Origin of the sequence: Clostridium sp. MCC344 (genome assembly GCF_018785365.1) — a bacterium.
Lineage (GTDB): Bacteria > Bacillota > Clostridia > Lachnospirales > Lachnospiraceae > Pilosibacter.
Map to the genome: position 1 here is coordinate 13,444 of NZ_WQPQ01000006.1, position 13,962 is coordinate 27,405.

The 13,962-nt window shown below is 38.7% G+C and carries 15 protein-coding genes; 2 read left to right on the top strand and 13 right to left on the bottom strand.

Annotated elements, in window-relative coordinates; genetic code table 11:
* Nucleotides 1–41: 41 nt before the first annotated feature.
* The 11 genes from GPK90_RS00635 to GPK90_RS00685 form a co-directional block, all read right to left on the bottom strand.
* Nucleotides 42–1,367 carry a hypothetical protein gene (locus GPK90_RS00635; protein WP_215701872.1) on the bottom strand — a complete coding sequence of 442 codons (1,326 nt, stop codon included), beginning with the start codon at nt 1,365–1,367 and terminating at the stop codon, nt 42–44.
* A gap of 307 nt (nt 1,368–1,674) precedes the next feature.
* Nucleotides 1,675–2,097, bottom strand: coding sequence for a HEPN domain-containing protein (locus GPK90_RS00640; protein WP_215701873.1), 423 nt, complete (start codon nt 2,095–2,097; stop codon nt 1,675–1,677).
* Nucleotides 2,084–2,425, bottom strand: coding sequence for a nucleotidyltransferase domain-containing protein (locus GPK90_RS00645; protein WP_215701874.1), 342 nt, complete (start codon nt 2,423–2,425; stop codon nt 2,084–2,086). Before GPK90_RS00645 ends, GPK90_RS00640 begins: the two co-directional genes overlap by 14 nt.
* Before the next feature lie 43 nt (nt 2,426–2,468).
* A complete protein-coding gene (locus GPK90_RS00650) occupies nt 2,469–3,527 on the bottom strand; it encodes a phosphoadenosine phosphosulfate reductase family protein (RefSeq protein ID WP_215701875.1) in 1,059 nt (352 codons plus the stop codon).
* 114 nt (nt 3,528–3,641) lie between these two features.
* Nucleotides 3,642–4,550 (bottom strand): DUF5688 family protein, encoded by a 909-nt coding sequence (locus GPK90_RS00655; RefSeq protein ID WP_215701876.1) that lies wholly within the window; start codon nt 4,548–4,550, stop codon nt 3,642–3,644.
* A gap of 106 nt (nt 4,551–4,656) precedes the next feature.
* Nucleotides 4,657–5,580, bottom strand: coding sequence for a DUF5688 family protein (locus tag GPK90_RS00660; RefSeq protein ID WP_215701877.1), 924 nt, complete (start codon nt 5,578–5,580; stop codon nt 4,657–4,659).
* A gap of 15 nt (nt 5,581–5,595) precedes the next feature.
* Complete coding sequence (locus GPK90_RS00665; protein ID WP_215701878.1) at nt 5,596–5,883, bottom strand: DUF6809 family protein; 288 nt, start codon at nt 5,881–5,883, stop codon at nt 5,596–5,598.
* An 18-nt stretch (nt 5,884–5,901) separates the two neighbouring features.
* Nucleotides 5,902–6,660, bottom strand: a complete 759-nt coding sequence (locus GPK90_RS00670; protein WP_252197311.1) for a hypothetical protein — start codon at nt 6,658–6,660, stop codon at nt 5,902–5,904.
* Between the two features lie 18 nt (nt 6,661–6,678).
* The gene (locus GPK90_RS00675) at nt 6,679–7,611 is read right to left on the bottom strand and encodes a YqaJ viral recombinase family nuclease (protein ID WP_215701879.1); all 933 of its coding nucleotides are present in this window, start codon (nt 7,609–7,611) and stop codon (nt 6,679–6,681) included.
* Between the two features lie 43 nt (nt 7,612–7,654).
* Nucleotides 7,655–8,164: a JAB domain-containing protein gene (locus tag GPK90_RS00680; protein WP_215701880.1), complete on the bottom strand. Its 510-nt coding sequence runs from the start codon at nt 8,162–8,164 to the stop codon at nt 7,655–7,657.
* Between the two features lie 162 nt (nt 8,165–8,326).
* Nucleotides 8,327–9,259 (bottom strand): DUF932 domain-containing protein, encoded by a 933-nt coding sequence (locus GPK90_RS00685; RefSeq protein WP_215701881.1) that lies wholly within the window; start codon nt 9,257–9,259, stop codon nt 8,327–8,329.
* 249 nt (nt 9,260–9,508) lie between these two features.
* On the opposite strand from GPK90_RS00685, the gene GPK90_RS00690 reads away from it, so the two are divergent.
* Entirely contained in the window at nt 9,509–9,685 is a 177-nt protein-coding gene (locus GPK90_RS00690) for a helix-turn-helix domain-containing protein (protein WP_215701882.1), read from the top strand.
* Nucleotides 9,686–9,788: 103 nt separating this feature from the next.
* Here GPK90_RS00690 and GPK90_RS00695 read toward each other — a convergent pair whose 3' ends face one another.
* Nucleotides 9,789–11,996 carry a hypothetical protein gene (locus GPK90_RS00695; RefSeq protein ID WP_215701883.1) on the bottom strand — a complete coding sequence of 736 codons (2,208 nt, stop codon included), beginning with the start codon at nt 11,994–11,996 and terminating at the stop codon, nt 9,789–9,791.
* 50 nt (nt 11,997–12,046) lie between these two features.
* Nucleotides 12,047–13,201: a YARHG domain-containing protein gene (locus tag GPK90_RS00700; protein WP_215701884.1), complete on the bottom strand. Its 1,155-nt coding sequence runs from the start codon at nt 13,199–13,201 to the stop codon at nt 12,047–12,049.
* Nucleotides 13,202–13,354: 153 nt separating this feature from the next.
* On the opposite strand from GPK90_RS00700, the gene GPK90_RS00705 reads away from it, so the two are divergent.
* On the top strand, nt 13,355–13,690 hold the full coding sequence (locus tag GPK90_RS00705) for a helix-turn-helix domain-containing protein (RefSeq protein WP_215701885.1): 336 nt from the start codon (nt 13,355–13,357) through the stop codon (nt 13,688–13,690).
* Nucleotides 13,691–13,962 lie beyond the last annotated feature (272 nt).

The following is a 13,962-nucleotide window of genomic DNA, read 5'->3' on the forward strand; positions in this document are numbered from 1 at the left end:
TCTCAACCGGAGATTGGACTCTTACTGAGACGAATTTACTATTACTCACCATCTAAAAGAAGTGGAAATCTTATCTGACTGGGATAATATATTTGTTCTTCTTTTCCACCTATACTACTGATATAAATTCTTTCCATTCCACCCGTTAGCTCTTCAAGCATTGCCATTTGATATCCTGCATTTAACGAATCAAAAATTTCATGAAATTCGTTGTAATAATAATCTGCTATTTCTTTTATTACATTCTGCATACCTAAATCAGAACTATTTTCATTCGAACTATATTTTACAGTGCTTTCCAAGATTCTTCCATACATGCATCGAAGTAGTTTGTCAAGGTCTTGTTCTGCATAATCTTCCTCTTTATGATTTTTTTTCCTAAAGAACAGATACGCTGCTAAAGCTTCTCCTAGTTGTGAACGTTTTATACTATAATTTTTTAACATGATCTCCTCTCCGCATGCAATGTTAATTTTAAATTTTTTTACATATTTTAATTTTTGGAAGGCTTTCATTATATTATTTTGTATTGTTTTTTCGTTTTCCTCTTTTTCTATCATCCCAGCGTAAATAGTTCCTAAATCGTTAAGAGAATAGTTCGTTTTTTCCAAATTATAGTAGAAATTTTTTATTTCAGAAAACAGCGAATAATCTGGTATTAAATCTATGTAAAATTTTTGTATAAAACGATTACGTGCATATAAATATAAGTTTATATAAATATTATCACTTTTAGGCCAAACACTATTTTGCTTATTTGCCTTTACTCTGGCATAATGTGTTTTTTCTCTTTCAAACGCTTTTATCAGCCTGTCCCTTGCATAAGCAAACACTGGGTCTAAAATAACTTCCAATATACACATATAATTATCCATCAACCCACTCCACATTATATTTATTTCTTTAAAATATTCTTCTGCGGTTCTCCCTTCGTCCGCAATATTACCTGCATCATAGGTATACATCTCTTGCATTGCTTCCGAAGTGTTAAGACGCACATCATTTTCCAAATCAAATAATTTTTTTAGCCTTTTTCTTTGAGCAAAACTTATCTCCCTATCACAAATATCACACAATATTGTAAACTGTTCTTCCTTTTTCTTCTCTTTTGCAAAAAAGGAATTCAACGTTTCATGATTTTCTATCAGCCATTTATAAATTTTATCCCCTTCTATATCAAATTTAGGGTACTGCAATGAACGATAAAATTTTTGATACGCATCCACATACCATCTTGCAAATGCCTTCCGATCATCAGCATTATATGCGTTTTCTGCATCTTTTATTCCCATCAATTTTATCACATGCGTTTGCACGCTATTTTCTACCATCCGCGCACCGGTTTTCTCTCCACTATTCTTGTTCATACTAATCCTCCCGTAATATCATGTGTCAATGTGTCAAGCCTTTTTCCAAGCATAACTATTACTTTTAAATTTAAGAATCAATTTCTCAGCACTGTCTTTAATAAGCTATAGACTTGAAATGTCACTGACACATTGGCACACCAATCTGATACATCGTTACACCAAACAAGTAAAAACACGCTTTGCGAGTTTCCCCTTGTTATCGCGACAGTCGCCAAGGTCTCGCGCAAGCGCGGACTTTGGTTCGTTATTCGCGTAAATCAATAGAAGCAGTTGACTCTTGTCCCCTGCTTCTCATGCCTTTACCTTATTTTCTTTTTTGATTGTCAATGTATTTTTTTGCTTGTTCCAACATTATTTCTGCTGTTTCAATTTGCTTTTGCGTCCCTACCATCGAAGCAATATAAAACGGATCATAATCACTCGCATGTCTAATTTCTTCTGCCTGGACAATCTGCCGTCCTAATGATCTCGGGAAAATTTCTTTTGCCACGAAATTTTTGTTGAAATAGGCCAATGTGTCCTTATGACGTTTAAATGCAACCCCATGAACCGAAAGGACCGCATCAATGGTATGATAAATAGAATAATATGCTCGATTATTTGCTCCGCGATACTTTCCGCATTCCATCAAGAGTTTAGCTGTTTCAAGATCTTCTTCCGCTATTTGCAATCGATGATACACAAGATCCCAGCGATCCCCAACGTCAAATTCTTCAGGCTGCTTCATATAAAGAAATCCCTTCCCTTTTCACGTTTTTATAAAATGGATACACATCACTCCAGTGGAGGAAAGTCTTTTTGTTTTTTACGATCGGCATCATCCAAATATCATGCTCTACATTGTAATCGAATCCCAACTCTGACAGTGCGTCAGAAAAATCATCCAGTTCTTCTTCATTCAGATCCACCAATAACATAATATCCACATCAGAATCTTTTGTATAATCACCTCGCGCGTATGAACCGTACAAAATGACTTGTTTTAAATGTTGACCATAGATTTTTTTCACGGCCGCTACATATTCGGAAATTAAATTCTGCATTTCATTTGCCATAGTGTCTCCTCCTTCTTCTTAATATGATTATACTCATTTCCAGTCACGCAATCAATCTCTTTCTTTTATTATCCGTTGCGATATGGCATCTTTGCAACGTCTCTTCATATGTAATCCCATGATTCCTGATTCTTAGAATCCCCTCACACATTCGGCGATGTACCGGATTCTCTGAACTGCGTGTTCTCTGAATCCGATTCGGTTCTTTTTCCAGATGACAGCCAAATCCGCACATCATACAGCCTGTCCTGTTCTCGCCCGTTGTAATCCATCTGCCTGCATTGTCACGAACTACTTCTCCATATATACTGCAAATAGGGATCTCATGATCGAGTTTATATTGCAGCACGTCTTCTTTTGTCCAAAATCCTATCGGCTGGCTTTTAATCGTATGACCATCATAAACATTGCATCCAGTATGATTATACTGGTTTTCTCTTTTGAACCCTTCATCCTGTGTGATTCCCATGATTGGGTATCGCCGATTTTCCCGTACATATCGTTGAAATGGCTCCTTCTTTATGATCTCACAGCACTCATCCGAGATGTCCTCCGGCTCCTTTTCCACATCAGTCAGGTATTGCCATTTTTTCGCAAGCATCCCAAATCGTCCTCTCTCATCTCCATTGAGCAAATAATTTCGGTAACGTTCACTCAGTTTCCCATGGCGTAGCTTTTTTATTTTTGCCGCAGTATCCTTGCTGATAATCGGAAATCCTTTATTTTCCATCACCCAGCGTATTCCATGTCTCGGATGCAAAACCACCAGTTCTATATCCACTTCCGGGAATTTCCGTTTTAACCATTTCGTATACTCCTGAACAAACTCCTTTATCTCAGGGAACTCTGTTCCTGTGTTGACAAATACCAACGGCAATTTCCCATCCAACTGATATTTTCGATAAGCCTCACACACCAGATAGGTCAGCACAGTGCTGTCCAGTCCTCCCGAAAATGATACATATACCATTCCTTCCCAATGTTGATACCATTCATACACTCGATACATCGAAAATGAAGGTTTCAGCTCATAAGGCTGGTACTTCATGCTTTTAAAATTATCCTTCGGAAACTTAAATGTTTCTTTTAATAAAAACGCCATATGTTCCTCCTCTTGTATAATTCATCCATTCTTCTCTGGCTGCACTGCATGCATAAAATACCGGCAGGATCATAGTTCCAGATCCTACCGGCATTCTTGCTGATTAATCTGCGATCACGCAATCATCAAAGCACCCTTGTCTCTCCGATATAAATATATCTGATCAGAAAGCTGTTCTTCCCTTATGACTATATCAGCATTTGTTCTGCGCACCAGCATGCGTAATCCTTCTATATCCAGTCCGGCTGTATATGGAAGAATCAGTGTTTCATGTACCGATGATGGAAGCACAATCAGATCCCGCCCGATTTTTTGTGCCTTTCTTTCCAGTTCACCCGGACGCAAAATTTCTACCGCCCCATAAGCAGACTTCTTATTCGTCATAATATACAGGTGGAATTTTTCCTCTGGATTTTCTTCTGCAAGGCTCAGTCCTAAGATATTTTCCATATACTCTGGCAGGCTGCAAAACAGTCCATCATCCTTTTTTTCCATATTGCCAAGTGCCGCCTGGTACAGATCCTGAGCGGTTACATTCCATTTTTCCATCAGTCCATGATCTACTTCGATACTCCTCAGTTCACCATCTTCCTCCGTAAATTCCAGGAAGAATGTAACCGCCAGATCCAAAAATGAAATCCATGGAATATTCTTCAAACGCTGCTGATTTTTCTCTGCATTCACCAGCCGCATAGTAATCCGGTCCTTTATCGTCTGAAATCCCTTTTTGATTTCATTCCCAATTTTCAGCACATCTGTTTCCTGCTCCCATGCCGTGCATACCATATTCTTGATATTCTGAATCATCATGGACGTGGACTGTTCATTCTGCGTACATCTATACTCTTCATAGAAATCATTCAATTTGATCATCGGTCCCATCATACTTCCCGGTTTTCTGATTGCAATGCCTACTATAACCTCTCCATTATTTAATACCTTTTCTACGATCTCTCCCGTATATTCTGTATTGGATGTGATCTGATTTAAAATATCTTCCGCAAATTCTTTCTGTGTCTTCATATCAATTTCCTCCATGTTTTTTCAATATTTCCGCTTCTATGCGACACTACCGCATCTTAGCGAAACCCAAAATAGCTCGACCCACTTTTCCATAAAAATATAGTTTTTATGCCGCTATCTCCAAAGCTTCTTTCTTCCGATCATACCGATAAATATGCGGAGAAAGCTGTTCATCGCCTCTAATGTGACCTCCTGTATTGACCTGCATCAAAAGTGTCCTCATATCCAGAATTGGGACCGGCACCAGTGTTTCTGATACAGCCATCACTTCATGGATCGAAGTCGGAAATATGATCAGGTTTGCTTTCAGCTGATCTGCCAGCTGCTCAAATGGTTCTTTATCAAGAAGTACCGTTGCTCCATCTGCCTCCTGACGATTCTGTATCATATAAACAGGGAGATTCAACTGATCTCCATTCGGGATATGCTCTCTGTCAAAAGCGGTCTGATTTAAGAGGACATCTTCCAAAAGCTCGGTTTTACAAGGGAACCTCTTTTTCATATTGGTAACCGCCTGTTCATGCAGTACATCCACAGAGATTCCCATCTTTTCCAACAGTTTCTCTGTAATTCTGACGCTATGTATGTAGGATCTCCTGTCCCGAAATTCCAACTGATAAATCACTGCCAGATCCAGATAGTTCTTATGCGGACTTTCCTGCAACAGTTTCAGATTTCTCACCCGATTGATGATGCGGCAGTAAACTTTCGATTTCATTTTTTCCCAATCCGAGAGATCACCAAACATCGATTCCTCATCTGCAATCTCTTCCAGCTTTATGTCCACCCGGATCATTTTTCCAATGCTTCTTCTCAAATCACCATTATGATGAAACACTTTGTAGAAATGGTCCAGATAAACACCTCGGTGGATTCTATTTCCGTGGATCATCACTTCGGTCCCCTGATAGATCAGTTCATTATTTTTAACGAGTGTCGTTTCTTCAATCGCTGACGGATTTCCCAACCTGTACCCAGCGACACGTTTGATCACCTTTATAAATTTTTCCATTGTAAACTGTACTTCCATTTTCATTTCCTCCGTTTAGCATTCTTCCGGATACTGCATCTTCTTTGCCGCGTAGATTCCATCCAGAAATCCCGTCTGATAGATTGCCAGTTCCTTTTCATTGTTGCTCTCCTGTACTGCATCCATATATTCCTCAAAGAGCTGCTTTTCCTCATCGTTCAGTTTTTCTACCAGTTCATCCCGCTTCTGACCTTCTCTCTGATAGAACATCTTTTTCTCCCGCCATTCCGCAAGAAGAATCTGTTCGATCCTCTTTAATGCTGCATCTTTGAATAAATTTAAAATTCCGTCACATGATACCATTGTCTTTTGTCTCCTTCCTTAAGCTGCTGATCTGGACTTTCGCAGTCCTGCCATGGCATCCCGGTACTGTTCCATTGTCATCTGATTGATATCTGTCAATCCATATCTTTTCAATACAGCCTGCCATGACACTCCGGTCCGATCCAGTTCCTTCTGTAACTCATCCAACCGATTCTGCATAGCCTTTTCTGCTAATTTTGTCTTGACCTGTGCGGAATTTCCCTTGGTAGTCTTTGTCTGCTTCTGCACGGTTTCATTTTTCTTACCCGAGTAATACGAATAGACAATTTCCCCTTTCTGATTCTGGATCTGTAATTCTGCGATCTCCCTTTTATCGCTGTAGTCAATGCCTGTGACCTGAAAACGGTCTTTGATCACATATTTTCCATTGATCTGCTGAATGGTAACTCTCTCTGCCGGAAGCCAGATAAACGGTGCCGAATAAAGTTCTCGTCCAATGCCCCAGTTGACACAGGCTCTCTTAAAACTGTCCGATGCCTGTCCTTTCTCCTTCTCAGCATAGCTTTCCGTTCCGACATCCTGCTTCCCGATCCACTGCTTCTTTTCTTCATCCCATACCTCAACGGTACAGTAAAGATTCCCGTCAATCATCTGGTGGCTGCGTTTCCATCCGAATACAGAAAATGTCTCATCCAGAATCTTCTGATCCACACGGGCATCTTTGTACAGCAACAAGGAAACTCCTTTTTCCGTTACCATCGCTACTCTGCACTCAATTTCATCCGCATGAAGCAGACGGATTTCTTTATCTGTCATCTGAAGCTCCTCCCTTCATCATGCCGCCGGGTTCACTACAAATCGCCTGGACGACATGGTCTTCACATACTTCTGATAAGTCTCCGGCTCTTCTTTCTTCAAAGTTTTACTGTCCATCCGCTCTAAGTTTACCAACTGCCAGGTCACCCGAAACTTCTCACTCTCTGCAATCGCATGTTCTCCCATATAGAGTTTGATCGCCTGATCGATTTTTCCTCGTTCCTGCTCAAGATCCCTGATCTGCTCCTGAATCTCAGCTCTCCGACACAGATTTGCATCAAACGAATTCAGAGGAAGGACTTCTTTATCTCTTCCTTCCGGATATTTCTGTGAAAGAAGTTTATCATCCGTTTCCGTTCCATTTGGCTGCGGCGCTTTTCCTGTCAGGACATAATGATTCCAGAAATCTTCTTCGACCGTAATTAAGTTCTGAATCATCTCTTCATCCCAGCTGATCTTTGCATATTTGAATTCCTTTCCCAGTATTACAACGGCAATGTACCAGCTCTTCTTTCCGGTGACTGCCATATAGTGGTAACACTGGATCAGATAATGCTCCGGGATCTTTCCATCCTGCCACTTATCAGCGTTATACGCATTTGCAGTCTTGCACTCCAGACCTGCATTCTCGCCTACCACAAGCCGGTCCACATCAGCGATCATAAACGGATGTTCTTCTGAGCGGTACATATAATTGGACCGCCGCACCTTCTTTCCCGTTTCTTCCATAAACCGCCTCGCGACATACTCTTCCAGATCCCTTCCCTGACGCATCGACTCATTATCGTTATCCTTCACCTCATCACTGGTCTTATCATAAAATACCTGTAACGGGCTGGAATACGGGTTCAATCCGCATACTGCTCCGGCATCTGAACCGCCAAGACCTGTTTTTCTTAACTGTAACCATTCTTCTCTTTCGATTCCCTGCAATGACATTTTTGTTTCCATATAGATTGCTCCCTTCTTTTCCTTTTTCAACGCAAAAAACTCATTATTCCGGAAAAACATTTAACTTTCCATGCTCTTTAAAACTGTAAAACTCATCTTCTCCAACAATGATGTGATCGATCATGGGAAGATTCAGGATATGCCCTGCCGCTGTCAATCGTTCTGTGATTTTCTCATCCTCCCGGCTCGGAAGTGTGTAGCCTGATGGATGGTTGTGAAAGCAGATAATATAGGACGCATTATTCAACAGCGCATGTTTAAAAATATTTTTTACATCTACTGCACACGAATCCACACCACCTACCGCAACAATTTCCACTGCCATCGGCTCCAGCTTTGCATTTACACTCATAACAAGCATCATCTCCCGATCCGCCTGTGAAAACATCGGTCGCACCATTTCGACTGCCTCCACTGCTGATGTAAAGCGCTTTGTCCCATATAACACTTTTCCTTCCCGCACCATCTGAAGTCTCACAATTCCTACCCATTTTCTTGGAATCGGACGCTTCATCATATCTTCAAGCGCTCGTCTCTGTAATTTATCACTCATAGATTCTCTTCTCCTATTTTCTTATCCGTCATATATCTCTATCGCTCTAAACAGTATTTCTCCGCTCCGCAAATCAATATTGCTTCTCAAGCAAAATCATTTCCAACAAAGAAAAAGGGACAGAATCACGTTCTTGGTGTTCTGTCCCCATCACTCTGTCCGTCATGCTGCTTTTAAAAGCTCGCAGGCCCGGTCAATCATTGTATTTCCTTCTATCGTTCTCGCAAAGAGATTTTTCTTATAATTTGCTGTTGTACGAAGCGGCTTTGCATGAGTTGCAAAGTCAGAAACTGCATTGATAAACCGATAACCATTCTTTCCCACATCTTTAAGATCTGGCGCATCATAGTATCTTGCCATCATGTCCTCCTTCATCCGCAGAAGATTTTTTGTCTGCTGTGGTGTCGGATTCTCATAAATGGGAAATAAGGCGTCAATATATTCCTTGATCTGTCGATCAGAAAGCTTGATCTGATTCATGCGTTCAATCGTTTTTCCAAGTTCTGCCATATACTTCTCCGCATAGAACAGAGAATCCCTTGCATCCATAATCTTTCCGTTCATATCTCCGGTATGATTGGTGGACCACACACGCTTCGCTGTATTCAGTGCAAGATTCAATGTATTCTGGCAGACAACCCGGATCGGAGTTATGGCTGCTTTAATTGCTCCGGTTCCATCATGGGAATTCATAAAGACCAGATACGGCTCAATCTCATCACCGCTAATGATATATCTCTGCGGTAACTTTGCGAGGATCCAGGTACGCCGTCCATTCTGCAACGATCCTGCCGTCTCATAAGAAACGCCTTCGCCCAACAGTTGATCTGTAAAGGCGAAGGCGTCTTCATTTTGTACTACTTTATAACGCTCGGTAACAACCCCAAGGACCTGCTGATCCGTATCACGGATATTGGCTCTGAATCCCGGGATCATATTCCCATCGTCGGTCATGATTGGTTTCTGAATAACTTTCCAGTCGAGGCCAGCAGCTACAAGAGCTTCTTTTGAATCCAGAGCATTCTCCACTCTGGTCCCTAATCCGTGCCACGGCTTCTCTCTGGTATAAAACATGTTTTCTACATTCGCTGGCATACTTTTCTCCTTTCGTTTTTCTTATTTCTTTAAAATGTCTGCAAGCCAGATAATAAATTTGGCGGAAACTTTTCCCGCCATCTTTAAAATATTGATTCCTGTCTTCATGATTCTCATCTCCTTTTTATAATTTATTTCACAAAAATAATGTATCATTGAAATTCCAAACGGTACTGCTTATCAGAATCCAATAAACACTTTAATAAACAATATCAAACCAATAACTGCCATTTTTGAAAGGATGATATCATGTTAGACAACACACCCGACATCTTAACTTTTAATGAATGTCGCGAAGTTTTAAAGATTGGGAAAAACTCTTTGCTTGACTTACTTCATAATAAGAATATCGAAGGATTTCGGATTGGAAATCGCTGGAAGATTCCAAGAGAGGCTTTGCTTGAATATATTTATCACAAATACTAAAATAATTCATTATTAGTGATATCTGAAGCTTTTAGGTAACAAAAGAGGAGTTAGAAATCTTGCATTTCCAACTCCTCTTCACGGTAATTCTTACTTAGATTTATTATGCGCTCTTCATTAATAAGCTTTGCATTCCTCGTTCAAAATCAGTTTCATGCACTTTATTTCTCTTTGCCATAACCAGAACAATTTCCTCGCTCATAATAGCCTCGCGTGCATATTGACGGCTCATTCCTGACATAAACATATTTTCCAGAATTTTTTCCAAATTAGGATTTGCAATCGTATTATTAGTCACCTCTTCTAATTCTTCCGCTGTTAAACCTGCAATGGAAATTGTATCCAGATATTCCTCTTTCAATATTCTGAACATTTTGACCTTATCATCTTCAATAAACTGATCCATAACCGTCTGAACAACCCATCTTCCTGCCGCAACTCCTATAATTCCTCCGGCTACCGAAATACCTTCCAATAACGCACCACCTACAATTCCTCCAGCTGTAATTAACGTATTTTTTGTCAACTGATCTGTGGAAATTTTACCACTCATTGCCCTATAAACATCTGGTCCAAAATATGTTGCTACGCTTACACCAGTAACTATAATCTGTTGACCATTTATTGCATCTAATCCCCAGCGTTTTCCTATATCACTATGCGCAAGATTAGAATTTTGAATTTGAGTGGCAAGCTTATTGCTCATGTCTGCAATAGGATTTATTGTGCTAGCTTGCCCTTTTAAAATTCCATCACTCAGGTATTCTTTTTGAAACGGTATTGCCCATTCTTTTCTTGATAACTGCATCGATAATGCATATGCAAAAGCTCCTTTACCAAGTATTTTTACGCCTGTTGATAAACCTTCATTTATAGCATCGTCTATGTTTTCTCCATTCCAAATAGCTTCTGCAAATACTATAAGTGCTGAGATTCCTGTTAGATTTGTGGAAGTAATCACTCCATTTCCCAAGTCACAAACCAAGCCCTCTACCGTTCCAGCTAAACAAATATTATGTGCTTGAGCATATGTAACGTATCCTTTTCGAATATAGTTTTCTGCACGTTCTCCAGGTTCAATATTGGGAACCAGACCAGAATCTATCTTTTTCTGCATATATTCAAGTGCTTCATAATATTGGTCTCTTGGAACTTCTATTTGCATCATCTTACCATCTTTTCCAATATAGTTAGCTTTCCCTTCCTCAAAGGCAGCATAAACACTCTCTTTTGCTGTTTTATAATATTTTGTCTGAATTTCCGCTCCATCTACTGTGCGATCTGCTCCATTTTTAACCTGCCTACCATGTTCGTCTAAAACTTGAGCTGTCGATTCAGTTGTATGTCCTATTAATCTGTCAAATGTATTATTTGCATATTCTGCTGCATACCCGTGTGATTGAGCTGCTCCCATGTACCCTTTAGTTTCCTGATAAGCATTCTGTTGATTATGTAATGTTTTACTTACTGCTATATTTTCAACATATTTTTTCTTTTTTCCCATATGTTGAGTTTGCCCAAACTTATTCTCTGCAACCTGAACTAAGTCTGTAATATTATTTTCATAATAAGCAGCACTTACCTTACTATTTATAACTCTTTTACACAAATACATTATTGAATTTATATCTATAGTATTAGATGGGATGTCAATTCTTGATCTACAATCATCAAAATTCTGTTTCGAAATATTAGTTGCAAAAATACTGTTTTTGTTATTTGATATTTCTTTTAATCCGGAAAATAGTAAAGTTTGGTCAATTACTCCTCTAGCAGACGAATCTTCCTGTGATACAAAAATACCTGATCTTGCAATAATGACTCCATATTCTCGAAGATCGTTTTTCTTTTTTCCCGGAATACAAGAATAATAATATACCTCTGTATTATCAATATTTCTTCCAAAATAGCTTAAAAATGCATTGATTCTACCGTACGGTAATGAATCAATTTTAAATTTATATCCGGGCATATTTTTGTCTGCTTCATATACATTTTCCACTAATGCAATTAAAAATTTATCAACATCTTGCATCGCAAATGTTTCTTTATTATCTTTAAGCCATTTCTTATTAGCTTTTTGTCTTTTTTTAAGCCCTTGACGAATTTTTGCTTTTTTTATAAGCTCTCTTATTGCCATAAAAGCAAGAATAATAACTGTAACAGGAATAGTAATTTGATAAAATGCAATATATAAAATGATTCCTATTCCTATTAGAATCCATTTCAAAACAGTCCCTGCTAAATGTAATATCCAGTTACCGATTCCTACAAATATAATTATCGCAATGATTATCTCAATAATATTCATATTTTTCCTCTTCCATGCAAAAAATACTTTAATGCCAAATGTTTTTCTCACTACCTGCAAAATGTATAAGTCCCGCTATACGGGTCATCATTTGTATTACAATATGTTGCTGTTTCACCATAATTGTCGAAGTAAATTCCGATTTCACCATCTGAATCTACATATTCTTGATCATTCATATTAAATAAATCTATGCTTCTTTGCAGTTGAAAGTCTCCCTCATAAAACGAAACTGAAATAAATCCGTCAGAATCTATATCTAGTTCCATTCTTCTGCTTGACTTATCTGTTGGGTCTAAATAATAAGTATATAAACCTATCGCCTGCGGAATTGCCTGAGGATCATCTATTGTCAAACCTCTTTCCGCATAATTAGGATTTCCATTTTCTATTGCCTTGATCAGATCCAGATTTTTCTTCTGAACATCTGTCAGAACACTTTCATCAAATTGGTCACTTGTTAATGTTCCGTGATACCATTCTTTGCTCTGAAAATATTGTCTTAAATCCTCTGCCTGAAATATTCTGCCGTGTGCTGCATATATTTCATTTCTCGCTATACGAAGTTGATCCTTAGACAATCCGATACAGTCTTCACTTGTTAATGGTTCAAAATAGCTTTTCCATAAAAGAATAGAATCCTTATAAGGATTATCATTTGAATATTCCTTCTCTGTTTCTTCAGTTGTCTCAACTGAAGAAGTTTCGGCGGTAGTTTCATTATCAAACACTTGCTCTAGATCATTTTCCAAGTTTGATTGATCATCTGTAATCTGATGATTTTCCATATATGATTGAAATGCTTTTTCTATCATCGAGACCGTAACCAACTCTATTTGTGGGACATCATTAAATGATAACGCCCCTGATTGGAAAGTTCCTTCTTCCTCATTTAGTATGAACTGCAATCTTGCCTTAACTTCTGCATCGCGATAGGTGCAATACCCAGTAAATTCAACTACATCTTCTCCACTATCTGCATTAAAATACGTCCATGTAGGTGACCCGAAAAATTCGTCAAACACCTTTCCATACGGACAATTAGGATATGACTGTGGATGACCATTTTTCACCATAAGGACATGTTTGTCTTCCGCTTGCACTACATTTGCAACTTGATCAACAACTTCCTTTGATGCGCTTGTTGCAGCACTGCATCCAGCCAATACCAGACAAAGACCTACTATTGTACATATTTTTTTCATACCTGTTCCTCCCTCCGGCATGTCTCATAAATAATTTCCACCTTCAGTATAGCATTTAGCATTCTAATAGGCAATTATTATTCTTATGGGATATTATTATTTATCTTAACTCTCATTAAAATATTATCTATAGATTTTAAAGGAGGACGACACTTGAAAGACATCGATTATTACGAACTTGGAAAGCGTATACGACTCCGCCGAACAGAGTTGGGTTTATCTCAGGAAACCGCAGCTGAAAAATGCGGCATATCGCCCTCTTTTTACAGCAATATCGAACGTGGAATCAAAATTATGTCTCTCGAGACCTTTGTATCAATTTGTAAAGCCCTCTCTATTAGTGCCGATTATTTACTCAGTGAAGAACTTCCTTCTATAGATGAAGTCATTTCCAACACTCTTCAAGAAGCAAAAAAATCCGGGACAATTCAATACGAAAAATATTTGCGAACGATCCAGGCCCTCGCTCTTGTTGCCGATCACCTGTAAAGTCTTTATTTCATATTGAATCCACTGGTAAAAAAAGAGATCAGACAACCTCTGTCTGATCTCTTTTCATATTATCCAGTATATAATTTACTACACATTTTTTACACAGCTACACATAAACATCCATGAACATCACTAAACTTTTTACAAGTCACATTGCTCACTAATTCCCATGTCCAAACCCATGTAAACACCATTAAACTGTTGCATTTTTTATCCATAGTAAGTTTTGTTTTACGAGTGGAAGGTCACGAACACTCGATTCATTTTCG